General features: G+C 42.7%; 28 protein-coding genes and 1 pseudogene. 7 read left to right on the top strand and 22 right to left on the bottom strand.

What is annotated here, in order from left to right; genetic code table 11:
- Window positions 1-63: 63 nt before the first annotated feature.
- The 3 genes from OCU50_RS07025 to OCU50_RS07035 form a co-directional block, all read right to left on the bottom strand.
- Window positions 64-297, bottom strand: coding sequence for a hypothetical protein (locus tag OCU50_RS07025; RefSeq protein ID WP_060467731.1), 234 nt, complete (start codon window positions 295-297; stop codon window positions 64-66).
- Between the two features lie 8 nt (window positions 298-305).
- Window positions 306-557, bottom strand: coding sequence for a Rho-binding antiterminator (locus OCU50_RS07030; protein WP_060467732.1), 252 nt, complete (start codon window positions 555-557; stop codon window positions 306-308).
- Window positions 558-691: 134 nt separating this feature from the next.
- Window positions 692-1,423: a glucose 1-dehydrogenase gene (locus OCU50_RS07035; RefSeq protein ID WP_060467733.1), complete on the bottom strand. Its 732-nt coding sequence runs from the start codon at window positions 1,421-1,423 to the stop codon at window positions 692-694.
- Window positions 1,424-1,645: 222 nt separating this feature from the next.
- Between OCU50_RS07035 and OCU50_RS07040 the strand changes: the two genes are divergently transcribed.
- Window positions 1,646-1,978 carry a PBPRA1643 family SWIM/SEC-C metal-binding motif protein gene (locus OCU50_RS07040; RefSeq protein WP_060467734.1) on the top strand — a complete coding sequence of 111 codons (333 nt, stop codon included), beginning with the start codon at window positions 1,646-1,648 and terminating at the stop codon, window positions 1,976-1,978.
- 191 nt (window positions 1,979-2,169) lie between these two features.
- On the opposite strand, the gene OCU50_RS07045 is transcribed toward OCU50_RS07040, so the two are convergent.
- The 8 genes from OCU50_RS07045 to OCU50_RS07080 all read right to left on the bottom strand — a co-directional run bounded on the left by OCU50_RS07045 (window position 2,170) and on the right by OCU50_RS07080 (window position 6,370).
- Window positions 2,170-2,685, bottom strand: a complete 516-nt coding sequence (locus OCU50_RS07045; protein WP_060467735.1) for a P-loop NTPase family protein — start codon at window positions 2,683-2,685, stop codon at window positions 2,170-2,172.
- A 251-nt stretch (window positions 2,686-2,936) separates the two neighbouring features.
- Window positions 2,937-3,395, bottom strand: a complete 459-nt coding sequence (locus OCU50_RS07050; RefSeq protein ID WP_060467736.1) for a DUF302 domain-containing protein — start codon at window positions 3,393-3,395, stop codon at window positions 2,937-2,939.
- A 275-nt stretch (window positions 3,396-3,670) separates the two neighbouring features.
- Window positions 3,671-4,087 (bottom strand): VOC family protein, encoded by a 417-nt coding sequence (locus tag OCU50_RS07055; RefSeq protein ID WP_060467737.1) that lies wholly within the window; start codon window positions 4,085-4,087, stop codon window positions 3,671-3,673.
- A 48-nt stretch (window positions 4,088-4,135) separates the two neighbouring features.
- Window positions 4,136-4,606: a GNAT family N-acetyltransferase gene (locus OCU50_RS07060; RefSeq protein WP_060467738.1), complete on the bottom strand. Its 471-nt coding sequence runs from the start codon at window positions 4,604-4,606 to the stop codon at window positions 4,136-4,138.
- Between the two features lie 35 nt (window positions 4,607-4,641).
- Window positions 4,642-4,998, bottom strand: a complete 357-nt coding sequence (locus OCU50_RS07065) for a hypothetical protein (protein WP_060467739.1) — start codon at window positions 4,996-4,998, stop codon at window positions 4,642-4,644.
- Window positions 4,999-5,064: 66 nt separating this feature from the next.
- Window positions 5,065-5,445 carry a VOC family protein gene (locus OCU50_RS07070; protein ID WP_060467740.1) on the bottom strand — a complete coding sequence of 127 codons (381 nt, stop codon included), beginning with the start codon at window positions 5,443-5,445 and terminating at the stop codon, window positions 5,065-5,067.
- Window positions 5,446-5,510: 65 nt separating this feature from the next.
- Window positions 5,511-6,209 carry a pseudouridine synthase gene (locus OCU50_RS07075; protein ID WP_060467741.1) on the bottom strand — a complete coding sequence of 233 codons (699 nt, stop codon included), beginning with the start codon at window positions 6,207-6,209 and terminating at the stop codon, window positions 5,511-5,513.
- Window positions 6,209-6,370, bottom strand: coding sequence for a hypothetical protein (locus OCU50_RS07080; protein ID WP_060467742.1), 162 nt, complete (start codon window positions 6,368-6,370; stop codon window positions 6,209-6,211). Before OCU50_RS07080 ends, OCU50_RS07075 begins: the two co-directional genes overlap by 1 nt.
- Window positions 6,371-6,579: 209 nt before the next feature.
- Between OCU50_RS07080 and OCU50_RS07085 the strand changes: the two genes are divergently transcribed.
- Window positions 6,580-6,981 carry a YkgJ family cysteine cluster protein gene (locus tag OCU50_RS07085; RefSeq protein WP_060467743.1) on the top strand — a complete coding sequence of 134 codons (402 nt, stop codon included), beginning with the start codon at window positions 6,580-6,582 and terminating at the stop codon, window positions 6,979-6,981.
- A 53-nt stretch (window positions 6,982-7,034) separates the two neighbouring features.
- Here the strand turns inward: OCU50_RS07085 and OCU50_RS07090 are convergent, their stop codons facing one another.
- From OCU50_RS07090 to OCU50_RS07115, 6 genes are all read right to left on the bottom strand, one after another.
- The gene (locus OCU50_RS07090) at window positions 7,035-7,436 is read right to left on the bottom strand and encodes an NUDIX hydrolase (RefSeq protein ID WP_060467744.1); all 402 of its coding nucleotides are present in this window, start codon (window positions 7,434-7,436) and stop codon (window positions 7,035-7,037) included.
- 83 nt (window positions 7,437-7,519) lie between these two features.
- Window positions 7,520-8,023, bottom strand: coding sequence for an HAD family hydrolase (locus tag OCU50_RS07095; protein ID WP_060467745.1), 504 nt, complete (start codon window positions 8,021-8,023; stop codon window positions 7,520-7,522).
- A 33-nt stretch (window positions 8,024-8,056) separates the two neighbouring features.
- Window positions 8,057-8,557 carry a GNAT family N-acetyltransferase gene (locus OCU50_RS07100; RefSeq protein ID WP_060467746.1) on the bottom strand — a complete coding sequence of 167 codons (501 nt, stop codon included), beginning with the start codon at window positions 8,555-8,557 and terminating at the stop codon, window positions 8,057-8,059.
- An 81-nt stretch (window positions 8,558-8,638) separates the two neighbouring features.
- Window positions 8,639-9,103: an ASCH domain-containing protein gene (locus OCU50_RS07105; protein ID WP_060467747.1), complete on the bottom strand. Its 465-nt coding sequence runs from the start codon at window positions 9,101-9,103 to the stop codon at window positions 8,639-8,641.
- 191 nt (window positions 9,104-9,294) lie between these two features.
- Window positions 9,295-9,549, bottom strand: coding sequence for a DUF3297 family protein (locus OCU50_RS07110; RefSeq protein WP_060467748.1), 255 nt, complete (start codon window positions 9,547-9,549; stop codon window positions 9,295-9,297).
- A gap of 258 nt (window positions 9,550-9,807) precedes the next feature.
- Entirely contained in the window at window positions 9,808-10,950 is a 1,143-nt protein-coding gene (locus tag OCU50_RS07115) for a PcfJ domain-containing protein (RefSeq protein ID WP_060467749.1), read from the bottom strand.
- Window positions 10,951-11,221: 271 nt separating this feature from the next.
- Between OCU50_RS07115 and OCU50_RS07120 the strand changes: the two genes are divergently transcribed.
- The 3 genes from OCU50_RS07120 to OCU50_RS07130 all read left to right on the top strand — a co-directional run bounded on the left by OCU50_RS07120 (window position 11,222) and on the right by OCU50_RS07130 (window position 14,207).
- The gene (locus OCU50_RS07120) at window positions 11,222-11,644 is read left to right on the top strand and encodes a universal stress protein (RefSeq protein WP_060467750.1); all 423 of its coding nucleotides are present in this window, start codon (window positions 11,222-11,224) and stop codon (window positions 11,642-11,644) included.
- Window positions 11,645-11,907: 263 nt separating this feature from the next.
- Window positions 11,908-13,467, top strand: a complete 1,560-nt coding sequence (locus OCU50_RS07125) for a cryptochrome/photolyase family protein (RefSeq protein WP_060467751.1) — start codon at window positions 11,908-11,910, stop codon at window positions 13,465-13,467.
- A complete protein-coding gene (locus OCU50_RS07130) occupies window positions 13,467-14,207 on the top strand; it encodes an SDR family oxidoreductase (protein WP_060467752.1) in 741 nt (246 codons plus the stop codon). The genes OCU50_RS07125 and OCU50_RS07130 overlap by 1 nt, the downstream gene beginning before the upstream one ends.
- Before the next feature lie 155 nt (window positions 14,208-14,362).
- Here OCU50_RS07130 and OCU50_RS07135 read toward each other — a convergent pair whose 3' ends face one another.
- The 4 genes and pseudogenes from OCU50_RS07135 to OCU50_RS07150 all read right to left on the bottom strand — a co-directional run.
- Window positions 14,363-15,247: a PA4780 family RIO1-like protein kinase gene (locus OCU50_RS07135; RefSeq protein WP_306345496.1), complete on the bottom strand. Its 885-nt coding sequence runs from the start codon at window positions 15,245-15,247 to the stop codon at window positions 14,363-14,365.
- A gap of 333 nt (window positions 15,248-15,580) precedes the next feature.
- The gene (locus tag OCU50_RS07140; protein ID WP_060467753.1) at window positions 15,581-19,303 is read right to left on the bottom strand and encodes an SbcC/MukB-like Walker B domain-containing protein; all 3,723 of its coding nucleotides are present in this window, start codon (window positions 19,301-19,303) and stop codon (window positions 15,581-15,583) included.
- Window positions 19,304-19,309: 6 nt separating this feature from the next.
- Window positions 19,310-20,563, bottom strand: a complete 1,254-nt coding sequence (gene sbcD, locus OCU50_RS07145; protein WP_060467754.1) for an exonuclease subunit SbcD — start codon at window positions 20,561-20,563, stop codon at window positions 19,310-19,312.
- 195 nt (window positions 20,564-20,758) lie between these two features.
- Window positions 20,759-20,836, bottom strand: a pseudogene (locus OCU50_RS07150) (VOC family protein); the annotation flags it as partial.
- A gap of 335 nt (window positions 20,837-21,171) precedes the next feature.
- On the opposite strand from OCU50_RS07150, the gene OCU50_RS07155 reads away from it, so the two are divergent.
- Complete coding sequence (locus OCU50_RS07155) at window positions 21,172-22,887, top strand: S8 family peptidase (protein ID WP_060467755.1); 1,716 nt, start codon at window positions 21,172-21,174, stop codon at window positions 22,885-22,887.
- 107 nt (window positions 22,888-22,994) lie between these two features.
- Here the strand turns inward: OCU50_RS07155 and OCU50_RS07160 are convergent, their stop codons facing one another.
- Window positions 22,995-23,453: a GNAT family N-acetyltransferase gene (locus OCU50_RS07160; RefSeq protein WP_060467756.1), complete on the bottom strand. Its 459-nt coding sequence runs from the start codon at window positions 23,451-23,453 to the stop codon at window positions 22,995-22,997.
- A 401-nt stretch (window positions 23,454-23,854) separates the two neighbouring features.
- On the opposite strand from OCU50_RS07160, the gene OCU50_RS07165 reads away from it, so the two are divergent.
- The gene (locus OCU50_RS07165) at window positions 23,855-24,598 is read left to right on the top strand and encodes a class I SAM-dependent DNA methyltransferase (RefSeq protein ID WP_060467757.1); all 744 of its coding nucleotides are present in this window, start codon (window positions 23,855-23,857) and stop codon (window positions 24,596-24,598) included.
- Window positions 24,599-24,621: the final 23 nt, after the last annotated feature.

The following is a 24,621-nucleotide window of genomic DNA, read 5'->3' on the forward strand; positions in this document are numbered from 1 at the left end:
TTTCTTCCTAAGCCAATTGATGCTGTAACTGTATTAAATCCAAAGTTTCGCAGAGTAACACTATTAATCTTGTATCTCTTTATGACCACACTTTTCACAGACAAGATGACGAGAAAACTCATCCATTGATGCGATAAACGGACCGAGGAACCACCCTTTGATCACTCCCGACCAGAACTCATGTCGCTTTTGATTCGGCCTGCCTGCAAACGGACTTTCTTTTCTAACCAAAACCACAACATGTTGTGTCTCTTCTCTGCACGCGGCGCAATAGCATTGTTCAGTCGTGTTATTCATTTAAAAGCTCATGACGTTATGAATGAAATATGCTGAAAGTGAGGGTTATCGACACAGACTTCTAGTGTTGCAATTTCAGTTAACACAACCAGTTGTTCTGTTTCTTGCTGACTCACTTTAATGCACTCTTCGCGGTTATCATTACGCTGTGTATCTAATCCGACACATTCTATCTGTTCACCAGACCTCAGCGTTAATTTAATTGGGTATCGATGCAGACACACAATCTCAATATAATCGTAATCATTACAACTAATCATAAACCCCCTATGCGACTCATCGTTACACTATGTTGTTATAAACAATAAGTTAACCACAAAACTTTCAACTACTTGACCATATTCTAATTTTTTCAGGTTGTTATTTCTCAGTCTAGCGACCTGCTTTCAAAGCTCTATCGACCACCTGCAATATCTACAAACGAGCCTGTTACATAAGAAGCTTCATCAGACAATAACCATGCTATCGAATTAGCGACTTCTTCTGGTGTACCGCCACGCTGAAGTGGAAGCTGTGATGCTAATCTATCCACTCGCCCAGGCTCTCCACCATCGGCGTGCATTTCAGTATAAATACACCCCGGTCTAACGCCATTCACTCGAATATTTCGTGAAGCTAACTCAAGCGACAAGCCTTTGGTTAATGAATCCATAGCGCCTTTAGACGCTGCATAATCCACATATTCAAATGGTGCGCCCGTTCTAGAGGCCGCGGAAGAAACATTGACTATCGCTCCCCCATCTTGTGCTTGTTTGATGAACGCTTTGCTACACAAGAAGCAGCTGGACACATTCGATTTCATCACTTTCTCAAAGCGGTCAAATTCAATATCAACCAACGCAGATTGGGTAAATAAGATCCCAGCATTATTGACCAAATGAGTCACTGCTCCTAATTTATTACAAGCGATCTCGAACAACGATTTAACGTCTGATTCAACAGATACATCCGCACGCACGCTAATAGCCGTTCCACCCTGTTCACGAATCTCAGTCACCAATTCTTCGGCTCTCGACTCATTATGTATGAAGTTAACACATACGGCATAACCCTTGCTGGCCAACAACTTAGACGTCGCTGCACCAATACCTCTGCTCCCGCCTGTTACAATAACTACCTTTTTCAAAATAACCGCCTTACATTTATGTTTTAACACAATCTGAATCCACTACGAGCGCTATACTGTCACTAAAAACGGGGGTGGAAAAATTCGGTTTGCTTTTGGATTAAGCTAAACAAGCTTTAGCCACATCACTGCTTTATCAATTTGAATATATGCGTATAATCGCCGCTCCATTGCGCTATTACCATTAAAAATAGCGCCATTCAACATTTTACTGAGTACCCAATGTCGAAACTATTTTTCAAAGGCCGTATTGAAACAAGACAGAACCACGTTCTTGCTGGCTACAACGTAAACCGCGATGTTAAAGCGGGTACTGAAGAATCTCCAATCGTCGCAACGGTTCAAACTGAAGCACGTAAAGCAGAAGTTGAAGCGCTAGCAGCCGAACAAACTATCTTTGTTAACGTAACAGTAGACGCAGAGAAAGAAGAAAATACGCTTGAACTTGATATTCTGCTAAACAAGCCAAAAACAATGACATTTGAAAAGACGCCTAACCGTAACGACCCATGTTCTTGCGGTAGCGGTAAGAAATACAAGAAGTGTTGTGCATAAGGCTTCTTATTCAAACTACCAATAGCACGCTGAGTTAAGTAATACCTAATGGGAAGACCATTGAGGCCTTCCCGTTTTTATTTGTATAAACCAAACATATGTAAAATATGCCACACATTGGATAAAATCTAAATATTTTCATGAAGTTATGAATAAATAAAAACGTTTATAGCAAGGTAAAACAATACATGTTAAGTCACATGTTGACGAACAAAGTTATTCAATTCGCGCACACTGCTGATGATATGAACCTCTTTTTCTTTTGCGCGCAATTCTAACCGCGCTCTAAAGTCGTCATTCCAAAATTTCGGGCATAATTTTAGTGTCTTATAACTTTGTATCGTACCTTTTATAACAGAACTTCCATCAGGCCAGCCTTCAGGTTTAACGAACAACCCTTTGAGCATTCGCTTGGTGACGAACCAGTAGCTAATTGGATAAGGAAGGTCGATATAAACCAAGGTATCAGCGGCTTCTAAACGTGTGTTGAATGAACCTAATGGGCCAAATCCATCGATGATCCAACTTTCTGAACTAAGTATGCTCTCATGAGCCTGCTCGAACACTTCACGCTCAACAAACTCTCCGTTGGTCTTATAAACAATAGAGTCCAACTGATGAAGCTCAATGCCTGTGGCTACTGCCAACGCTTTGCTAATAGTAGATTTTCCACTCCCAGGCTTGCCAAAAACCGCGATCTTTTTCATATGACTTCCTCTATTTAGATAAACCCATAAGACAGCTACAAAAAACCCACCTTACAGGTGGGTTCGATAAACAAAGCGCATCAACAATCCCACCATTCCTATGGAATGATGATAATTCGTTGGTTAGATGGCGCTAAATTCAGTTTCATAACACTACTTTTATATATTGTTGCTTAGTTGTCAATGCACCACACAATGATTGGGAGGCTGTATCATCGTCATGTCGCACCCGTCGTGCTTATTGGTCTCGGCTATTCAGCTTTCGCCACGGTCGCTTCTGAAAGCTTACTTAGTACAGCCGATATCTTCTTAACCACTTCGTCACAGCCATTTATCGCGTGACGCTCTACCAAGTAATTAGGATCGTTGTAAGATAACCATACTTTCTTACTAGAATCTTCAGTGACTAACACCTTCTGTGGTAAATCTATCGCGACTTCTTGAGCACATTGCATTAATGGTGTCCCTACTTTCGGGTTACCAAAGATGATCACTTCCGTTGGTCTCAATTCAAGATCGACCTTACTCGCGTTTTTCTGATGATTGATTCTCGCAAACAAGGTCAAACCTTTGCTTTTGGCGATCTCTTCGAAGCGATCAGCCGTCTCTTTCACTGAGTAATTACTTTGGTATTTAATCAAACCATCAGAAGCCGCAGCTGAAAATGATGCCAAGAGTAAAATGGCGCATAGTGGTAGTAATTTTTTCATCGTCACCTCTGAGATTTAACCTAATCAAGCTTACATTCATAGCGCCACTTTTAAAATCAGCGGCGCAACCCATGTCAGTATAAACGTGTTTCTCTTCTCAGTTTGCAGAGACGATCACTGTTCCAATGCGTCTTATTATCAGTTTACTAGGAGTCATTCCGATCGTTAGCTCATGGAGCCTGTAATGCGTTTGAATACTTGGGTTGATACCTTCTGACTTCCATGTCGCTCCTGTAAATCCGTGCGTCTAGAATTCAGGTTATGGGTAAGCTTATCTACCTGTTAGCCATAGGGTGTTCCGGGGTTAACTGAAGTAGATCCCACAAGTTACCGTAAAGATCTTCAAACACAGCAACCGTACCGTAGCTTTGCTCTTTAGGCTCTCGGACAAAGTTAATACCCAAAGACGTCATGCGTTCGTAATCACGCCAGAAATCATCGGTGTTTAAGAATAGGAATACGCGTCCACCAGCTTGGTTACCGATGAAATCAAGTTGCTCTGGCTTGGAAGCTCTGGCAAGTAACAGGCTCACACCGGTTGAATTTGGTGGAGCAACAACAACCCAGCGCTTATCTTCTTCGGGGAGATACGTATCTTCGATGAGATCAAACTTAAGCTTGTTTACATAAAAATCAAGCGCTTCATCGTAGTCTTTTACCACTAGTGCAATGTGGACAATATTCTGTTTCATAACATACCTTGTTGGGGTTTTAGCTCAGTGGAAACGGGTTTCATGTCACTAAGCAATTCGCCCACGCATAATAAATTGCGGGCCTGCTGCGCCACCTAGATACTGTTCATTAGTATCTTCGAAGCCGCCTTTCTTATAGCAATTGAATGCTGCGGGATTTTTACAATTCACGGTTAAATAAATCGACTCATACGCTGAGTAATTGGCTTTTAAATATGGAAACAAAGCTTTGACCGTGCCTGTTCCCAAACCTTTACCTTGCTGGTTTTTATCAACAACAAAGGCTCTTAACCCAATGCTTCCTTCAGGGCAGAATTCGTAGTGCTCTGCGTAAGCGATATCTAGCTTGAAGAAACCCACCACATCGTTATCAAACTTAATCACGTGCAAGTGCGTCGTTTCACTGCCGCGTAATAAAAACTCCGCAGCTGTGTCAGCGAACTTAACCTGTTCATCGCCTAGTTGGATAGCATGAACTAACGCCACATGAGACTCTTCAAGCCTTTCGATAGTTATCATTATTCTTCCTTTTGTATAACACCCACGAAAACCGACTAAAGCTCATCGCTAGTATCTCGAGAGCCGTAGATTGGGAAGTCGATATTAAGAACGTTATCATCCTCAAGTGTAAATAGAACACTTCCATTCTCTACACCGGTTTCGTTCCTATCCAAACAACCTAAAAACAGCTCCCAATCAAACGAATATTGAAGTCGGTATTGATTCGCATTGATGTGTAGAACATCTTTAATTTTAATACCGTTCACCACATGTGCCATATCATCGATGTATGACAGATCAGGGATTAACTTTTCTTCGAAATCACGTTTATGCTCGGTTAAGAAATTGAGCAGTTCAGAACATAACTCGGAGCCATGAACCAATGGTTTAGACAGGCTAGAAAACAACATTTCTAAATACTCCAAGGATTGTTTTGATATTGGTAGGGTGCGCGCGAAAGCAACACCAACGCGAATCTATAAGGCTAAGCGCTTGATGTTCTCAGCCACACGCCACAGCACACCACTTGGGTCAGTGATACAAAACTCAAGCATTCCCCAAGGCTGTTCAACAACCTCGGAAACGGTAACTTCAAATTCCGACACTACATTAGAGTTTTGGATGTGTTGATACCAACTTTTTACGTCTTCAACCAGTAAGTGCATCATGTAATTGTCACAGTGAGCAGGTTCATAAAAGTTTTGCAGAAGGAACGCACAACTGCCATAACGCAGATAGGCGATGTCGTGAAACTCAGACATCACTTCGAAGCCGATTGACTGGTAAAAACGCTTAGATAAATTGAAGTCTTTCGCGGGTACGAAAGACTTAATTTCTGAGACTTTTAGGTTTTCCATCCTACATCCTTATAGTGTTAATATTCTCGTGCTGTCCCGCTTAACGCTTTAAGTGGTTACGACGTCTATTCAGAGCCTTGCTGAAATGATTCGACTTCGGCTTTAGTTAGATAACGCCACTGGCCTTCTTCAACATCTAATCGCACACCACCTATCTGTTCACGATGAAGGCCGACAACACGATTCCCCACCGCAGCAAACATTCGTTTTACTTGATGAAACTTACCTTCTGTAATGGTCAACAGCACTTCTTTACTAGTAATCACTTCGAGTTCTGCCGGACGCGTCAGTTTTTGCTCGCCTTGCAATTTAATGCCCGCTTTGAACTTGTCAGCGACATCGTCTTTTATATCTCGTGACAATGTCACGCGGTACATCTTCTTACATGACTTGGTTGGCAGCGTGATATTGAATGACCAGCGCCCATCATCGGTAATCAAGACTAAGCCTGTAGTGTCAGCATCTAAACGCCCTGCTATATGCAGTTCTGATGCTTTGTCTATCTCGATGTAGTTGAACAGCGAGGGATAAACTTCGTCGATATTAGAGCAAACAGTACCCGCAGGCTTGTGCATTAAGAGGTATCGAAATTCACGCAAATTAAGAGGCGTGTCATTCAACAAGATGGCGTTGCTTTCATGAACCTGAGTTGATTCATCGGTGACTGTTTCACTGTTTACGTTCACCTCGCCATTATGGATGCGTTCAATCGCTTCAGGCTTGGTTAGGTCAGTGCTTTTACATAGGTATTTATCAAGGCGCATTAATCGTCTACACCACATTTAGCACAAGGCTTGTAAGTTCGTTCACCTTGCTCGATCACCACATAGTCACCAACGCACTTTTCACACAGAGCGAGCTTTGGGTAAGCGTCTTTCTGTTTCTTTGCGTTGATGTTGCCTTCGGTGGTATACACGGTTCTCATTTTGATGCCTTTGCTTGAATAACGTGAGAGGCGCAAATTGTATCATTGTTTACTGCTTTGATTGGAGTGGTGGTGCATAGATAAATCGATTTTAGGTACTGCAATTCCAAGTTCCCTTCCCGGAACAGCTTAACCATGAACAACAAAGTCAACGTGCCACGCCTATCAGTGATAAAATGATAAAAGCTCACCAACCAATGAAATCGATAATGAAAGATTGTAATCAATGCGGAAAATGCTGTATCAAATACGGAGATGGCGACCTTGCCGCGACTCAAGAAGAGATCGATTTGTGGGAGCTGTTCAACCCAGACATTTTTGAATATGTCCGAGGAAGCGAGATATGGTTTGATCCGCAATCTGGCGAACGTTTAACTCGCTGCCCTTTTCTGGAGCTGGTTCCGACGAAAGACACCAAGGCTCAAGCCAAGTACACATGCAGTATTTACTTAGACCGACCAGAAGATTGCAGACACTATCCAAGCCTGATCAATGAGATGGTACGAGATGAGTGTGAAATGATTGAGGTGGTGGATTTACAAGACACGAAGAAAGCTCAAAGGAAACTCGACCTATTGATGAAAGACAGCCGCCCTTCAAGCTATTCGTAAGCGATGATCTTTTGAAGACCAATCTTCAGCATTAGCTAATAGTCGCTAAAACCTTAAACCAAATACTGGTTCGCGTCTAACCAATCAAGCGCAACCAGTGCTGCCAATGAGCATACCGCTCTGTCGTTGCCATCAACAAACTTAAGCTCTTCGATTTCGGCATCTGGAGACAGTTCACCTGTATAATCAGCAAGATAACAAGTCAATTGCACCGATACGCCTTCCGCTTTGCCATCAGCTTGGCCTGTAAAGGTCTCAACGTATTTGATGGAATCAGGTATTAAATCAACAGAGATTTCTTCTTTGATTTCACGAACGAGTGCTTGCTCGTCACTTTCTCCAGCTTCACGTTTGCCGCCTGGAAGGTAGAACAATTCCTTACCTTTTGATCTCACCATCAACAACTTGCCGTCATTGATGAATATCCAAGCCAGTTTATCTATTACCTTATGCATGTTGTTAGACCTTACTTCTGTTTTTAGTTTTCTTTTCGTTTTTTATTTTATCTGGCCGCAGTTAGATTTAGCTACAACGGCTTCTACAACAGCTCACTCAAACATTGAATCTGCACGACACTTGAAGAGCTTGATTTACTAAGCTTCTTGCCACTGGAGTTTAACCAAATAGCTTGCAACCCCACCTCTATTGCAGGAAAGATATCTTTATCTAAGGTGTCTCCGACCATAGTGATTTCTTTTAGCTTTACACCGAGTTTAGAAATGATGGCGGGATAAAAACCCGAGTCGTATTTAGATAGGCCAAGGGTAGCTTTGCAAAAATAGCCAGATAAATACCGAGTAAGCCCTACTCGTTCAAAAGCTTTGATAATGTCTTGCTCGCTTGAGTCTGCTGCGTTAGTCGCCACATAAAGCTGGTGGGTTTTCGATAATTCAGAAAGTACTTCCTGAGCGCCCTCGACCATTTGAACTGTCTCCCAATCACACATTTTCCCTTGTGCACCTGGGAAATCGACCATCAGCGTATTACCCCAGTCGAATAACACTATTTTCGTTAACTCGATTTGCTTTGTTGTCTTGTACATCTCTTGCCTCCTGCAGCGATGATTTAAGCGGGCCTATAAGAACTTCTCAATCAGAATTTCATCAAAGTACTGGTCGCCAATCTTAGCGTGCTTCTTAGCCGTTCCGACGATTTCAAAGCCTTGCTTGATATAGACCGTTAGTGCACGCTTGTTGTCTGCTCGTACATACGCGAATAACTTTTCATAGCCCTTGGTTTTGGCCGCTTCGATTGTGTACTCAAACAACTGATTGGCGACACCTTGGCCACGGCAATTAGCATCGACATAAGTACCAATAATGCCTACGTGATCAAATGCTTTAGTGTAAGAAGCAAACGGCTCTACGTTTTGGAAACCAAGTACTTGTGTATTTTGCTCGTTAACCGCAACGCAGAACACACCTCGTTCAGGGAATGATTCGATAAATACCCTTTCTTCATCAATAGAAAAAGTCTGATCCAAGATCGTATAACGAGCTTCGATAATGATCGGGTTCAACACATCGATAATGCCTCGTGCATCATCTACCGTAACTTCTCTAACGGTTAAGCTCATTGTTGTCGACCTTATTACTGTTTATTGGTCACTATAACCTAAACATAAAGTGCCACGCATTATGATTCAAAAAAAGGCCCTTTATTGATGAACCACTTTGAAGCGCTCTAATACCAGCATCATATCTTCAGTTGGCGAGATTTTTAGCTCTTCACATTCACGAGAAAAGAAGTTCCAGTGCGCTTCTCTCCACCATTCGAGAGTTTTATCACCCTCGCCTTCTGCGGCAGCAAACTCAGCGGTCACTTCGTTGTATTTGCACAATGACACTGAGGTTATCTCTACGATACAAATTGGCTTGCCGTCCCAATCGGTGACGACTTGTAGATGGCCAACCACCGGTCTCGCCTCACCTTCGTGGCTATACCAATATTCAAGGCTACAAGACGCTTGTTTTTCACCTTTAAGAATCAACTGTGCACACAAGTTGGCGTTGTATTCATCGGCACAGTAATAGTCGGCACTAAAAGAGGTGTATTGCGAAGCCACTTCGGCTGGCAATGTGCTGAGGTAGCTATCGAGATAAGCTTGGCTTCTTTCTTCCATGATCTTTCCAGTTTGAATATAAGGTTCAGTCAGTTAGCCCTCAGTAAGGGAGTAACAGACAGTAGTCTTGCAGCAATTGCAAATGCAGAAAAACAAAAAGGACCTAGATTTCTCTAAGCCCTTTAAAGTGATAACGCTTGGTAACTCTATATTTGATAATGACACCAAAGATTAGCGAGTTACTCCAACAATTACTTTTCGATGTAGAACGCTTCTACAGTACCTTTAAGAGTAATAAGCATAGGTTGACCACGACGATCTAGAGCTTTAGGAGAAGGGATCTTAACCCAACCTTCGCTGATGCAGTATTCTTCAACATCCGTACGATCTTTACCATTTAGACGAATGCCGATTGGGTATTCGAAACACTCAGCCACGTGATGTGGGCTGCGTGGGTTGCCTGCAAGATGATCTGGTAAAGCTGGTTTTGAATTAGTATCGCTCATGTTCATTACCTGTATGTGCGTAAATAAAAAAAGTGCGTCATTCTAGTCAATATAAGCTTGTTGCTCAACCACTGCAGTAATAAATCGTATTGATAGCTTATATAACCGTTAGTTGCCTGATTGAGCAGCAAGATATCGGGTATATTTACACTAGAATTTACAGGTTGATGCATTTCCTGTAGACGAGCGTTGTTCGCATTGTCTAAATACCACTTTTTTGTCTGATCGCTTTCTCCATAAGCAACTGAGTTCAATATATTAAAGCGATTGTATTTTCTGTTTCAACTGTATTTTACTGGCTTCTAGCCAATCGAGGATAACTCGTCGCGCTGCCTCTGTAGGTGGCGCATTACGCTTCCCGCAGATTTGATCGATTTCAAAAGGAAACGACTTGTTAGGGGCTCGGCGCAAACCTATGGTTAGCCTTTGTGGTTTAAACATACGAAACGCGACATAGCGATCGCTCATTATTCGGTTATGATATACGCCAATGCAATGTTTTTGCTCCACGCCCTCTTGCTCAAGATCATAGTAATCGATAATAGGGTGGATATTATCATTGCCTAACAACGGAACCGGATAAGGTATATCCATATCTACAGGGCGATTTCCCTCTAAACGGTGCAACTGACGCTGCTCTGTCCAACGATCATGAAGCTGTTCAAACATTGCAAATGAGTTCTGGCTAGTGATTGAACGCAGAGGATCATCGATGTCTAAATCCTGCCCCAATAATATCGCATCTTGAAACATGGCCATTTTCGACGGTGTATTGAGCCTTCCCTCTTCAACCATTGCGATACCCAGTCGGCTGCCAGTTAAAAATGGATGAACCTGATCCAACCGCAAGGCAGTGTAACCCACTTTAGAGTAATGCTTGAACTTGAGGACGCGCCTTTGCAGCGGTTCAAGAATACGTACAATATGGTCAAGCTCATCACCCACATTGTAGTGTAACTCTAACTTATCGATGAACTTAAGCGTTGCTTTACTGCTATCTAACCCCAGTTTTGCGAGAATTTTCTTTTGCCCTAAACGGCTCAGATCCAATGCACTTTGGTTATCGACGCTGTATTTCATACAGATCAATGCCAAAATAACCGGACGTAATTCCAACAATTGTGCCGCTTCATACGTATTCGCAGCTAACCACAACATTTGATATTGGTACTCTGGAAAATCGTCTGTGATTTCACGATACCGAGCCGGCAACGAATCTAACCAACGACCAGTGACATCAAACTGCTCAATGAGATTTAAACTTAAGCCAATCCCACCATCAAGCGGGCGTCGCTCATCTTTAAGCACATGAAAACCCATGAGCTTTTGCGACCAGTCACTAATCTCAATGTCGTAATCAAAGCCTAATGTTCGAGTGGGAATGGTGAGGAGTACGGTCATGGATGTCTCTTAGTTATTGGCGATTGATCTGTCGAATCACGTAAAGTAACGATATGTGGCTTTAATATGCCTTCTCATGGCTTTGTCGAGCATCGAACTCGCATCACTATAACAACCTTTTGTAAATTTCTTATCAATCAAAGCGATATAAATGTGAAAGTGTTTAGAAGATCTTTGCATGATGATTTTCGCCAATATGAGATCCCTTCGATATCATTTGCTCAAACAAAAACTATGCTTAGTACATCACTCACAACAATAGGCTTTAATTATGGAATACCGACATATTCTGGTCGCACTTGAGCTAACTGACGACACAAAAATCCTCATTGATAAAGCGATCTTCTTCGCAGACAAACTAGAAGCAAGCATTTCATTTGTCTATATCGACGGGACTCACGGAGAAATTTACCCAGAACTCGTTGATATTCAGGAAGATAATATTGATTTGCCTTTCAATGAAGATGCGATAACAAAGTTAAGAGTATTCGAAACTTACGCCAATCAGCCAATTCAACATATCTTTGTGGGTACAGGGGATTTGAACGATAAGCTCAAAAACACGATTGAAACACACGGGGTAGACCTATTGCTGTGTGGACACCATCATGATTTTTGGCACAAAATCATTTCCCATTCAAAGCAGCTTATCGACACTTCTCCGGTCGACATTCTCGTGGTTCCTATGGAATAACTGTTTTGCTCTAAATCAGACGTCACTGCCAACCTCTATCGGTATTATTGGTTGGCTTATACTGATCTCTTCATGCCTTGCTTTTGACCTAAATCCTCTCTGTCTCTGTCTCTGTCTCTGTCTCTGTCTCTCAAAAATTATTTGTGATCTTGGCGGCTTGTCAGATCGTAGTCATCTAATAACTAATAAATCACAATAATTTGATTTGCTTATCAGACTGATACGTACGATTCACACCATACGTTTATAAACTAGGACGTGTTATGAAATTCAATACTGTGCGCCTCATCTTAGGTGACCAGCTCAACATTGAGCACTCTTGGTTTCAGCAAGTTAACGATGATGTCATTTACATAATCGCAGAGCTCAAACAAGAAACCGATTACGTTGATTCTCACATTCAGAAAGTCGTGGCATTTTTCTCTGCCATGTCTTACTTCGCCAAAGAACTCGCCCAACAAGGTCATCAGGTAGTGCATTTAACACTGGATGACACGGCGCAATATGAAAATCTAGATGGCCTACTTCAACACTATGTACATGAGTTCGATGCCGACAAGTTCGAATACCAGAGGCCAGATGAATATCGTCTGCTTCAGCAAATGGCGAAACTCAAACTAGCCAATGTCACCAAAGGGTGTTGCGATACAGAGCACTTCTTGTTTCCGTTTGAGGAGATAGAAACGCAGTTCCCGCAAGATAAACACATCATGATGGAACACTTCTATCGTCGAATGAGAAAACGTTTCAACATTCTGTTGGAAGATGAAAAACCGGTTGGTGGTAAGTGGAATTACGATGCCAATAACCGTAAAAAGCTTAAGAAGCAAGACATTGGCAATTTACCACAGCCTTTGATGTTCGCTAACAATATCTCGGACATTTTGAAGCGTATCGAGCGGCATCACGTCAAAACAATTGGCGAAGTTGACGCTCAACTCTTATGGCCAGTGAACCGTGCTCAAAGCTTGTCTCTACTCGCCCATTTTTGCCAAGTCTGCTTGCCATTGTTCGGTCAATTTCAAGATGCAATGACAACAGAACACGATTCAAAGTGGAGTTTGTATCATAGTCGCCTCTCTTTCTCATTGAACAGCAAGCTGCTAAGCCCTCGTGAAGTAATTGAAGCGGCACTCTCGGCTTATGAAGCCTCTAAAGCTCAAGATAAAGCAAGCATCGATATTGCGCAGGTGGAAGGTTTCGTACGTCAGATACTCGGTTGGCGTGAATACATTCGTGGCGTGTATTGGGCCAACATGCCCGCTTATGCCAATAAAAACCACTATTCAGCCAACCGACAATTACCTCATTACTTTTGGGATGGTCAAACCAAAATGAATTGCATGAAGCACGCCATTGGTCAATCTCTAGAGTTTGCTTATGCACATCACATTCAGAGGCTGATGATCACTGGCAACTTCTGTTTGATAGCTGGAATATCACCTGACCAAGTCGACAGTTGGTACCTTGGCATTTACGTAGATGCGATTGAATGGGTCGAAATGCCAAATACACGAGGGATGGCGCTATTTTCTGATGGAGGTATCGTAGGAACTAAGCCCTACGCTGCCAGTGGTTCATACATCAATCGTATGAGTGATTACTGTAAAGGCTGTCATTACCAAATAAAAGCGCGCAGTGGTGAAGCCTCTTGTCCGTTCAACAGCTTGTACTGGCGCTTTATGAACCTACATCGTGATGAGTTAAACCGAAACCCTAGAATGGGCATGCTTTATCGATCTTGGGACAATATGGACGAACAAGACCAACAAGCCATTCTCGACACCGCAGAACAACGACTGATGAACCTGGAGAACTTATAATGGTGGAACAACTCAGACTACAAGTATTGGTTATTGGTGGGAGTGGCGGTATTGGTTCCGCTGTCGTTCAGCGCCTCTTGTCTGAACTGTCTCATTTTGATTTTCTTGATGTACATGTAGACGCGACTTACCACTCTCAACGGCCCACTCTTGAAGACAAACGACTTCATTGGCATCAACTCGACGCAACCAACGAAACGGAAGTCGCACAACTGAGCGCAAAATTTAATCGACTGGATTGGTTAATCAACTGCGTAGGGATGCTTCACACACCAGACCTTGGGCCAGAAAAGAACTTGTCGTCCATTGCACCAGAATTTTTCCTGAAAAATATCTCGGTCAATACGTTACCAAGCCTGTTATTGGCTAAGCATTTCACTCCGATTCTCAAATCTAGCGACAATCCAAAGTTCGCCGTCGTCTCAGCTAAAGTCGGCAGTATTTCAGATAACAGATTAGGCGGTTGGTACAGCTACCGTTCATCGAAAGCGGCGTTGAATATGTTCATTAAAACCATGTCGATTGAATGGCGACGGACTATAAAGCAAGGAACAGTCTTAGCACTGCACCCAGGAACAACCGACACATCACTTTCAAAGCCTTTTCAGGCGAATGTTCCAGAAGGAAAGCTGTTCGAATCGGATTACGTCGCTCATCAACTGGTTAAGATTATTAGCGGTGCAACGCCAAAGAGCAGTGGCAATTTTTACGCCTACAATGGTGAGCAATTGACGTGGTAGTGAGTAAAAACAGAAAACCCAACAGAGTTGTGACTCTGCTGGGTTAATTTGGTTAAAGCGACTCGTTAACACTCAAGCTATCGTTTCAAAAAAAGAGGCATATCAGCGGTCAAATAACGTCCAACACTGATCAGTATAAGTCTAAATGAGTACGATTACTCGGACCAATTAAACTTACTCTCATCAACCCCGTCTTTGGCCTCTTTAACACGATCTCTCCGGTGTTGCTCTTCGATTCTCGCTGAGTCAATTTCTTGCATGATGGCTTCGATATCCGCCAAGTCATCGTTTTCCTTAAACTCACCAGTAAGCTTACTGTCTGGCTTTAGATCACCTTTTTCATATAATGCCCACATTTCCTTAGCGTACTCTGTAGTTGATAACTCTGGCGCAAACTGAGCGTAATAGTCACGGATATTATTAACATCACGAGTCAACATCCACTCTGCATTATTATTTGCAGAAGCATCGACGGCTTGCGGCAAATCGATGATCACTGGACCATACTCATCTACAAGAACATTGAACTCAGACAAATCACCATGAATCAGGCCAACACATAGCATTTTCACCACGTAGCTCATCATCACTTGGTGATCTTCAATCGCTTGTTCAGCGGGCATGACGACATCGTTCAATCGAGGAGCGACATAGCCATCGTCATCGGTAACCAACTCCATTAGCAACACGCCATCGAAACAACCAAAAGGTTGCGGTACCCTTACGCCCGCTTCTGCCAGTTTATATAAGGCATCAACTTCGGCACTTTGCCATACTTTTTCTTGTTGCTCACGACCAAAACCAGACCCTTTTTCCATGGCTCTAGCGCGACGGCTATTACGGACCTTTCGCCCTTCTCGATAGGCTGTCGCTTTCTTAAAGCTACGTTGGCTTATTTCTTTATAAACCTTGGCACAACGGATCGTATCGCCGCAGCGTACTATGTACACTGACGCTTCTTTGCCACTCATGAGTTGGCTTGTCACCTCGTCGACTAAACCATCGTCAACTAAGGGCTGTATTCTTTTAGGTATCTTCATGCCGCCTTTATACATGAGTTATCTGCAGATAGAAATATTAACTGAAGAAATGAAAGATGTGATTATCAGTGAGAAGCTTTCGGCGACACTCGCGCCTCGCTTTAGGGGATGACGTCAGGGGCGGCTTCTATCCTACTGTTGCATTCGCTCAAATTAGCGAAAAACAGAGTAAAACAACAAACAGTCACATCTTTTTATGAACGAACCCGAATTAAACAATGCTGACAAAGATATTATGAATAAGCCCAACTTCGTCACTCTCAAGAAGGAATAACCACTAAGTCGGGCACCTAATAACTAAGCCATAACGGTTAACTGATCGGTAACTTTTAATTAAGCAGTCACTTTGTATTGAGATTCCATTTCACTCACTCCAAGGCCTGAGTGCTTAGTTACTTTCAACTGAACCGGGACACGCTCTTTCAATGCTTCAACGTGGCTGATTACACCAATCATCTTGCCTGAAGCATTCAAGTTATCTAATGCGTTTAAGGCAATATCCAAGGTATCGCTGTCTAGCGTGCCGAAGCCTTCGTCGAGGAACAGTGAATCAATGCTGGTCTTGTGGCTCACAAGGTCAGATAGCGCCAATGCCAATGCCAAACTCACCAAGAAGCTTTCACCACCCGAGAGCGTTTTGGTATCTCGCATCACGTCGCCCTGCCAGGTATCTAACACTTGCAGTTCTAACCCATCATCCGCTTTACGTTGTAACTCGTAACGGCCATGCAAACGTTGCAACTGCTTATTAGCTAGATATACCAAATTCTCAAGGGTTAAGCCTTGAGCGAACTTACGGAATTTGTCACCATTTCTGGAACCAATCAAAGAGTTCAAACGTGAGATATCATCAAACTCTAATTGCTGCGCTTCAATTAACTTAAACAGATCTTGTTGGTTACTACGGTTTTGACGGTCCGTTTCTAAATTCGCAGAAATTGCACCAATTTGAGAAGCATGGCTCTGTCGTTTGTTTTGATATTCAACCGTCGCCTGCTCGACTTCACTTTGCGGTGTGGTGCTCCATGTTGCGGCTTTTTCATGATCTTGCAGCTCAGATCGATTAGCTTTGGTACTGTTCAACCTCGCCTGAGCACTCACGATTGCTTCATCAAGTGTCTTCTTCAAGCTTCGCAGTTGTGCGGTTAACGCTTCATCAAGCAGTGAAGACTCAAAGTCGGCATCAGTTGCGAAAGGACTCGACGCTAACGCCTGGTCCCACAATTGCTTCATTTCAACTTGTACCTGTTGTTTTGCCGCCAATTCTTCGGTGTAACTGGCGTGCTTAGTTTGTTCTTTTAGATGTTCGCGTTCACAACCGTTGAATTCTGTTTGAGATACTTCAAGATTAGTGACGGCATCACTCATTTTTTGCTTCATTGCTTGAGTCGTTGACTGGACATCGTTATCACCAAACAATTGTTTTCTTGATTCAGTGATCGACGCTAGCTCTTTAGTTAAAGATTCAACCTCAAGGTTTGCGTTGGCGGTCTCGTTGGTTAGCGATTCCAATTTGTCATCGAGTGCTGTCAGCTCTGCACGCTTACTAATCAACTGTTTATCTAAATCATCGTATTGCAGCTTCGTCGCTTGCCATAAATCAGAAGCTTCCTTTTTTTGAGCAAACCACGCGTCAATATGCTCAAGTTCTGGCGCTTCAATCGAGGTCTCAGCAATACTTTCTTTAAGTTCAGTCCACTGCAATGTTTTGGATTGGGCGCACTTTTCAGCTTGATCAACCTGAGCCTGCGTTTTCGTGGTTAGATCCGTTAGACGTTGTTCCGATAATTCTAAGTTCGCCTGCGCTTTATTGGCCATGATGCTTGCGGTTGTACGCTGTTTTTCAGCGTCTAGGTAAACATTTTTCGCATCAATCACGGCACGTAACTGGTGAATAACTTCGTTAAGCTGTTGCTCACAAGATTCAGTAAAAAAGCTTACCGTTTCACTATCACCTAGTGTCTCAATAGACGGTAGCTTGACGTCTAGCAAGCCACCTTGAGACACAAAATTCACATACACTTGTTGAAGTTTATTTAACGTGTTTGCCCAGTTTAACTTTGCTTGTTCAACATCAGCCTGCGTACGTTTAAGCTCATCTTTAATCCCATTAATGATTGGTACAATCGAATCCAACTGCTGGCGATGTTCAGTGCCTTCTTTTTCAATAACCGCGAGAGCTTGTACTTCACGTTCTTTTTGTGAAATCAAATCCGTCAGATCTTGTGACTGTTCAATCGCATGATTAGCTGAGCCACACAATGGACAATCCATCCCCGGTTGTAACGCCGCGCGATACTTCGCGAGTTCGCCTTCTTGCTCAATTAAACGAATCAATCGTTCAAGTGACGTTTTGTTTTTTTGGTAACGCTCCACCAGAACTTCACGCTCTTGCGTCAATTTATCCGACCGATGAATGTGGTTAGAAAGCTCAGCTTCTTTAACGGCTATACGCTGAGTGGCTTGTAGGTAACCACGATTGATATCGACTAGCGTGTTGGTATGACGGCTCCAATATTCAAGCAGATCTTTGCTTTCATTCAGTGCCCGTTCACTGTTTTGTTGCTGCAGTGTGTCCCATTTAAGCTTGGCGTCATTCTCGACAGCAACCCGTTCAGCCAATGTTTTGTCTTGTGTAAGTTTCAACTCTCGAGATGTCTGTACTAGCGTTTGCTGTGTTTCTAACGCTTTGTTGGCACCTTGAACACTACTTAATAATTCAGTGTGCTGCGTTTCAAGGGCTCGAACCTGATCGACCTTGAATTGCCATTGCCCTAGGTATTTTTCGAGTTGCTTATCGGCTTGATGAGTCTCTAAATACTGTGCATGGATCTTCTCTTGGTGCTGAACAGAAGCTATGGCTTGGCTGAGTACTATATGCTTGTGACGTTGTTCAACCTCTTGTTGATTCAAAGCTTTAACGTTTTTCTCAGCCGTGGCTTGTTTGTCTTTTAGCACCGAGATTTGGTTGTCGAGCGGTCGAACTTGCTCAATGATCTTCTCTTGCTCTTGTTGTTCTTGTTTTATTTGTTCAACCAGCGCGCTTTGCGTTTTAAGCTTGTCACTAGCGGCGGATTTCTCTGCATCTCGCTCAGCTAACCTTTTCGTGCTGCTTTCAAGGTTGGCTTGAGTCACTTTCACGTCTTGATCGCTGCGTTGCACATCTTTATACAGTGGGCGTAACTTTTCTGCAGGCTCGCTTTTAGCTAAGCGATCCAGTGAGGATTGGTTTTCAGAAAGGTTGTCTTGTGCATGTTTTAAGTCTTGCTCACCATTGACGATAGCCAAGTCAGCTTTGGTTACGTCTTTCCACCAGCTTAAATGGGCATTCCATTCGACCAGTTTCTGAGCCAACACAGCTTGCTCTGCTTCTAACCTATCGTGATCTGTTATCAACTCTTGAATTTGTTCTTCCGTTAACAGACTCACCCCCTCGGCCTTAGCTTTAAGGTGATTAAGTGACTCTTCACTCGATTTAAAGTGATCGTAAACCCGTTCTGAAATCAAGCTGTAGACTTCTGTACCTGTCAGTTCTTCAAGTAACTCAGCTCTGTCGTTCGCATTTGCGTTTAAGAAAGCAGCGAACTCACCTTGCGATAACATTATCGATTTAGTAAATCGAGAAAAATCCAAACCCGTTACGGTTTCAACCCTCTTAATTTTCTTAGTCAGCTGCGTTTCTAAAACCTCATCGCTACCTGCATCTGCAAGTTCACAGGTCGGTGTTTGCAGTGCCCCATAGTGCTTGCCGCGCGCTCTCTTATGGTGAAAGTTAGAGCGGTAGGTTTTACCTTTTACTTCAAATTCGATCTCAGCAAAACACTCACCAGTACCACGTGTCATCAGCTCATTAGTGCCCTTGGCAATACTCTTCAAACGTGGTGTACGGTGGAACAGTGCCAAACACATCGCATCAAGAATCGTGGTTTTACCGGCTCCAGTTGGGCCAGTAATTGCGAACAAGCCATTTTCGGCAAAAGGTGACTTTGTGAAGTCGAGTTTCCAACGACCTTTTAAAGAGTTTAGGTTTTCAAATTCTAAGCTTAAGATTTTCATTCTTGATTACTCTTCTGAACCGTTTAAACCGTCAGTTCCGTGAGAAACTTCGGCAATCACTTGCTTGAACTTGACCGTCATTCTTTCTAAGCGTTTTTTCTCGGTGTCACTTTCAAACTCTTCAAGGGCAATACGTTTTTCAAACACATCCATTGGCGTGAGTTCCGCTAAGGTTTCGGCTGATTCGTGTTCTAACGCTTGGTTGCGGCGTTCTCTTGCTCTTCTTAACTGAAGCACTTCAACGTTTAAACCTTCGGTTAACGCACGCATTCGATCTTGCAAATCCGATAAGTAATCTTGCGCTTGAACTTCGATCGACAACCACACGCTTTGCTCCTCTTCCATATCGATATATTGATTCAGTTGAGCTTCAATCTCGCTCAAATCGCCTTTGATTTCAGCCAGAGGTTGGAATATCGGCACTGCAAGTTGAGAAATCGTGCGCTCACCTTGAACAAACTCAACGACACACACTTGCTTTTTAGATTTCAGTTCATCAAAACTGAGAGGAATTGGCGAGCCACAGTAACGAATGTGTTCTCGCTTAGCGACCACTTGAGGGCGATGAATATGGCCTAGAGCAATATAATCAGCATTTGGGAAACCGTCTGCAGCAAAACCATCAAGGTTACCAACATAAATATCACGCACCGAATCAGATTGCTTCACACCCATGGCGGTCAAATGCCCTGTTGCGATGATTGGCATTGTGTCGCGATTTTCGAAAGTATTACGCTTAGCAACTGCCGCATCGTAGACACTTTGATAATGTTGTTTAATCGCATCACCCAGTTGTTTCTGACGTTCCACCCCCTTGACACCCGCTTGGCTCGTTAAAACATCACGAGGGCGGATAAAAGGAATCGCACAGACTAAAGCTTCAACCTTACCACTCTTACCTTTCAACTCGACAACCTGAGTCGCATGATCTTCATTAGTGTTCGGGATCACATCTGTACCCATATACTTCAACAATTGCTGTGTTTCTTTAAGCACTGAAACCGAATCATGGTTACCACCCAATAACACCAGTTGGCAGCCAATCTTATTCGAGTCTACAACAAACTTGTTATACATCTCACGAGCATAGCTTGGTGGAGTGCTGGTATCGAAAATATCACCGGCGACGATAATCGCGTCGATATCATGTTCAGTCACTTGCTCTAGCAACCATTGCAAAAACCGTTCATGTTCATTCTTTCGGCTTTTATTGTAGAAGTTTTGGCCAAGGTGCCAATCGGACGTGTGAAGAATTTTCATTGCGGCTCACTGGATGTCTGTAATACCCATAATCTACCAAAATTGTTCGCACAATTCTTTTTATAAGCTTGTGAAAACCAACTAATTTGGCAGCTTTATGTGAAGTCAATTCAAGTGCATACCAAAGACGACTAAGCAGGCACAAAAAACGCTCACCGTAAGATAGGTTTGACAATCAAATAGGCAGAGCCATGATTATCTAGTAGGACGGTTCAGTTGAAGAAGATCCCATTTAGTGCCGTAAAGATCCTAGAATACCACGACCGTTCCATATAATACTGAGAATAACAATTTCCCCCATGCAATCGGTCAATTGACAAACTAATCAATTGATTTTTAATAATTTTAACTTAAACCCCTTCAATTTTATAAATGTTACATTTATTAATAGAATTCAGCTCAAGTTTTGAACCCTAAAAATCGACCACAGTGAGATCTTACTGCAATTTCATTGATTGAAAGAATGATACAAGTCTAATTGCATATTAACGTTTGAGTGATTTTTGAACGGGCGTTTCCCGATCAAGTAACTGACTTAACACGTGCTTTTTCGCACAGTTTTTCGAAGGCGTCAGTTTTAGCCACACAACAATAAGGATGCAACACAGATGAATCAGGGACACAGACTTACCACCCTTGCTTTCGCCATTCTGGCTTCAGCTCATGTTTCCGCGTCAACGATAAAAAACGATACGGATCCGCAAGCCATTAACTCCCCCTTTATTCAAAACGTAAAAGGTACGATTGTTGAGGATTACTCGCGAGACATCATCAAACCTTCACTTTTCTCTCTGAGAACGATGAGTGCCGCTGATGAGCAACGTGGCGATTGGTTTAACCTATCGGCAAGTTACACAAGGTTGCAAGGCGTAGGTTCCGATGTTGTGTACGATTACCTAATGCCACCTCTTAAGCCGCAGCCAGTTATCGTTGCTGTTCTTGATTCGGGTGTTGATATCACACACGAAGATCTAAAGAATCAACTTTGGACCAACGAAAATGAGATCCCAGATAATGGTATCGATGATGACGGCAATGGTTATATCGATGATATACATGGCTGGAACTATCTGGGTAACTCGCTTGGTATTAACGTTGATCACGACACATTAGAAGTAACCCGAGAGTACAAAAAATACCTTGATTTAAAAGAGGATGGGCATTGGATTCCACGAAAGAAGCAAAAATACTATCAAGCGGTTGAAAATGATTACCTATCATCGTTAAAAGATAGTCAAGATTCGTTGAGTCGTGTGACGATTGCGTTTGAGCAAGCTGATCACTACAAAACAGATATCCTTAAGTTCACTGAACACAGCGATTTTTCAGTCGAAGGGCTACAAGCTTTGTTGAATCATGACAATACAGATGTTGTCTCTGCTGCTGAAGGGCTCCTGAATATATTTGACTCGTGGTACTCGTTCGAATATTTAGAATCACGTCGTAGCCGTTATCAAGACTCTTTAGATTTTCACCTTAATCTTGATTTTGACACTCGTGCAGACATCGTTTTAGATGACATCACTAACCCTTGGGAAAAAGGTTACGGTAATAATGATGTGAAAGGCCCTGTCGGCTCACATGGAACACACGTTGCCGGAATCATCGCAGCTGAACGTAACAACTCCGTGGGTATCGATGGCGTGGCAGATCATGCTCAGATCATGGCATTGCGTATGGTGCCTAATGGTGATGAGCGAGACAAAGATATCGCCAATGCCGTGCGTTACGCCGTGGATAATGGTGCGAAAATCATTAATATGAGCTTCGGGAAAAGCTATTCGCCACGTAAATACGTCGTCGATCACGCATTCCGTTACGCTGCTCGTCATGGGGTTCTCATCGTTCACTCTGCAGGAAATAGCCGTAGTGACAACGACATCAAACCAAGTTTTCCGAACCGTTATACAAAAAACTACCGTTCAAAGCCAATTTCAACGTGGTTAGATGTGGGCGCATCAGCAAAATACATTGATGAAGCACTCGTCGCTAGCTTCAGTAACTTTGGTCAGGAATCCGTTGATGTGTTCGCGCCGGGATATCGCATTCTATCAACCACACCTGGCAACAATTACGGGTCGAAAAGTGGTACCAGCATGGCTGCTCCAGTGGTTTCTGGTATTGCTGCGCTAGTTTGGTCACGCTACCCTGATTTATCCGTAAAAGAGCTCAAAGCAATGTTAATGGATCACTCTAAGACTTATCCGGAACAGCTCGTCCAGAAGCCATCAAGCCCTGAAGATTTGGTTCCTTTTAATACTCTTTCCATCTCAGGCGGAATTGTCGACGCTGAAGCCATTTTCGCAGAGATAGCAACCCGTTAACGATGAAGAAGAATCACTGATCACCAAATAAAAAGGTTGCTAAGAGCAACCTTTTTATTTTCTAAATGTTGAGGGCTTTGGCCATGTTAACAACCCCATCGCTCAATTCAACACACCTCAATGCTCATGAAATGGCTGTTTGGATCTAATCGGTAATCAGCGAAAGGTTCACAATAATCAAAGCCAAATTTCTCATACAAACGACGAGCAGGTTTAAAGTATGCTTCCGACCCCGTTTCTAAACTTATTCGTTGATACTGGCGAATAATGGCTGTGTCCAAAGCGTGTTGTAGCAATTTGCTTGCTACACCGGACTGTCTCGCAAATTGAGAAGTTCGCATCGATTTAAGCTCCGCGTGGCTGTGATCAAGCTCTTTAATAGCAACGCACCCAAGTAGTTGGTTGTTTTTCCAAGCGCTGAAAAAAGTAATTTCTGGTGATTTCAAGGCTTTAATATCCAGCGCGTGTACACTCTCTGGTGGAGAAGTCGCATACATATCCGCTAAATGTTCTTCTAGTAACTCAATCACTTCCCCGCCTGACAAGTCGTCGATTTTTATTTCCATAGCTGATTCATTTTCCTTAATAAACTCTTAAACCATTTCGACAATGTAAACTGGCGCCACCTTCATAAATCATGGATATCATGGCTTTACTATATAGTGTCGCTGCATTCATTTCTGATCCATTTTTAACACTCACATAACAATAAAACAAGCGATAGCGTGGCACGATTCTTTACTCAAAGTATCTGTTTTCAATAAAAAAAATAGTCAATTCGATAGAAAATAGAATAACAGCGTAGCTGCAAACCTATAACCTACGAATGAAGAGCAATGAGAATTGTTTTAGAAATGAGCGTAATCGCTATTTTAGTCGAAAAGTTAATCTAATATTTTCTTGTTATTTTCGAGTACTAGTTTAATATGCGCCACCCCCATTTTTTCAGCAAATGCTGCAGGCAACTATGTCCGCCAATGTACTCTATACCGACCTATCTGGTTACTACGATTTAATGTGTGTCGATATTGACTACCAAACTCAGAGTAACTGCGTTCGTAGGCTACATCAGATTTTTGGAAACGAAGGCAAAACGCACTTAGACCTTGGATGTGGTACTGGCCCACATGTTCGTCACTTCATTGATTATGGCTATCAAAGCAACGGCCTTGATTTGAATAGACCTATGCTCGACATTGCTCAATTACGTTGCCCTGAAGCCAAATTCTCTTTGCAAAACATGAGCAACTTTGAAGTATCTGAACCACTGGATCTGATTACTTGCTTCTTATATTCAATCCATTACAACGATGGCATAGACAAATTGAAAGAATGTATTGCGAGCGTTCACAGAGCGCTTAAGCAAGGCGGTATATTCTGCTTCAATGTAGTAGACAAAGAGAAGATCAACAACGACCTGTTTGTTAGACACACAACGAACCAAGAACAAGACAATTTTACTTTCCGTTCAGGTTGGTATTACTCGGGTGAAAGCGACAAGCAGGCGTTAAAACTCACGATTGAGAAAACCACCGCAGGTAGAACACAAGTTTGGAATGATGAACACCCGATGGTGGCGTTCTCGTTCAAACACTTGATCGAAATATTGGAGCCCTATTTTGATGTTCATATCTTCGAACACGATTACGATAAGCTATTGCCTTGGGATAACATTTCAGGAAATGCATTGATCACGTGCGTCAAAGCCTAGTCAACGCATTCAACGTAAAGCCT

Origin of the sequence: Vibrio toranzoniae (assembly GCF_024347655.1) — a bacterium.
GTDB classification, from domain to species: domain Bacteria; phylum Pseudomonadota; class Gammaproteobacteria; order Enterobacterales; family Vibrionaceae; genus Vibrio; species Vibrio toranzoniae.

Bases quoted from the DNA above. Each gene is read 5' to 3' on its own strand.
- OCU50_RS07025 (WP_060467731.1), bottom strand. From the start codon at position 297: ATGAATAACACGACTGAACAATGCTATTGCGCCGCGTGCAGAGAAGAG.
- OCU50_RS07030 (WP_060467732.1), bottom strand. From the start codon at position 557: ATGATTAGTTGTAATGATTACGATTATATTGAGATTGTGTGTCTGCAT.
- OCU50_RS07040 (WP_060467734.1), top strand. From the start codon at position 1,646: ATGTCGAAACTATTTTTCAAAGGCCGTATTGAAACAAGACAGAACCAC.
- OCU50_RS07045 (WP_060467735.1), bottom strand. From the start codon at position 2,685: ATGAAAAAGATCGCGGTTTTTGGCAAGCCTGGGAGTGGAAAATCTACT.
- OCU50_RS07050 (WP_060467736.1), bottom strand. From the start codon at position 3,395: ATGAAAAAATTACTACCACTATGCGCCATTTTACTCTTGGCATCATTT.
- OCU50_RS07055 (WP_060467737.1), bottom strand. From the start codon at position 4,087: ATGAAACAGAATATTGTCCACATTGCACTAGTGGTAAAAGACTACGAT.
- OCU50_RS07060 (WP_060467738.1), bottom strand. From the start codon at position 4,606: ATGATAACTATCGAAAGGCTTGAAGAGTCTCATGTGGCGTTAGTTCAT.
- OCU50_RS07065 (WP_060467739.1), bottom strand. From the start codon at position 4,998: ATGTTGTTTTCTAGCCTGTCTAAACCATTGGTTCATGGCTCCGAGTTA.
- OCU50_RS07070 (WP_060467740.1), bottom strand. From the start codon at position 5,445: ATGGAAAACCTAAAAGTCTCAGAAATTAAGTCTTTCGTACCCGCGAAA.
- OCU50_RS07075 (WP_060467741.1), bottom strand. From the start codon at position 6,209: ATGCGCCTTGATAAATACCTATGTAAAAGCACTGACCTAACCAAGCCT.
- OCU50_RS07080 (WP_060467742.1), bottom strand. From the start codon at position 6,370: ATGAGAACCGTGTATACCACCGAAGGCAACATCAACGCAAAGAAACAG.
- OCU50_RS07085 (WP_060467743.1), top strand. From the start codon at position 6,580: ATGAAAGATTGTAATCAATGCGGAAAATGCTGTATCAAATACGGAGAT.
- OCU50_RS07090 (WP_060467744.1), bottom strand. From the start codon at position 7,436: ATGCATAAGGTAATAGATAAACTGGCTTGGATATTCATCAATGACGGC.
- OCU50_RS07095 (WP_060467745.1), bottom strand. From the start codon at position 8,023: ATGTACAAGACAACAAAGCAAATCGAGTTAACGAAAATAGTGTTATTC.
- OCU50_RS07100 (WP_060467746.1), bottom strand. From the start codon at position 8,557: ATGAGCTTAACCGTTAGAGAAGTTACGGTAGATGATGCACGAGGCATT.
- OCU50_RS07105 (WP_060467747.1), bottom strand. From the start codon at position 9,103: ATGGAAGAAAGAAGCCAAGCTTATCTCGATAGCTACCTCAGCACATTG.
- OCU50_RS07110 (WP_060467748.1), bottom strand. From the start codon at position 9,549: ATGAGCGATACTAATTCAAAACCAGCTTTACCAGATCATCTTGCAGGC.
- OCU50_RS07115 (WP_060467749.1), bottom strand. From the start codon at position 10,950: ATGACCGTACTCCTCACCATTCCCACTCGAACATTAGGCTTTGATTAC.
- OCU50_RS07120 (WP_060467750.1), top strand. From the start codon at position 11,222: ATGGAATACCGACATATTCTGGTCGCACTTGAGCTAACTGACGACACA.
- OCU50_RS07125 (WP_060467751.1), top strand. From the start codon at position 11,908: ATGAAATTCAATACTGTGCGCCTCATCTTAGGTGACCAGCTCAACATT.
- OCU50_RS07130 (WP_060467752.1), top strand. From the start codon at position 13,467: ATGGTGGAACAACTCAGACTACAAGTATTGGTTATTGGTGGGAGTGGC.
- OCU50_RS07135 (WP_306345496.1), bottom strand. From the start codon at position 15,247: ATGAAGATACCTAAAAGAATACAGCCCTTAGTTGACGATGGTTTAGTC.
- OCU50_RS07140 (WP_060467753.1), bottom strand. From the start codon at position 19,303: ATGAAAATCTTAAGCTTAGAATTTGAAAACCTAAACTCTTTAAAAGGT.
- sbcD (WP_060467754.1), bottom strand. From the start codon at position 20,563: ATGAAAATTCTTCACACGTCCGATTGGCACCTTGGCCAAAACTTCTAC.
- OCU50_RS07155 (WP_060467755.1), top strand. From the start codon at position 21,172: ATGAATCAGGGACACAGACTTACCACCCTTGCTTTCGCCATTCTGGCT.
- OCU50_RS07160 (WP_060467756.1), bottom strand. From the start codon at position 23,453: ATGGAAATAAAAATCGACGACTTGTCAGGCGGGGAAGTGATTGAGTTA.
- OCU50_RS07165 (WP_060467757.1), top strand. From the start codon at position 23,855: ATGTCCGCCAATGTACTCTATACCGACCTATCTGGTTACTACGATTTA.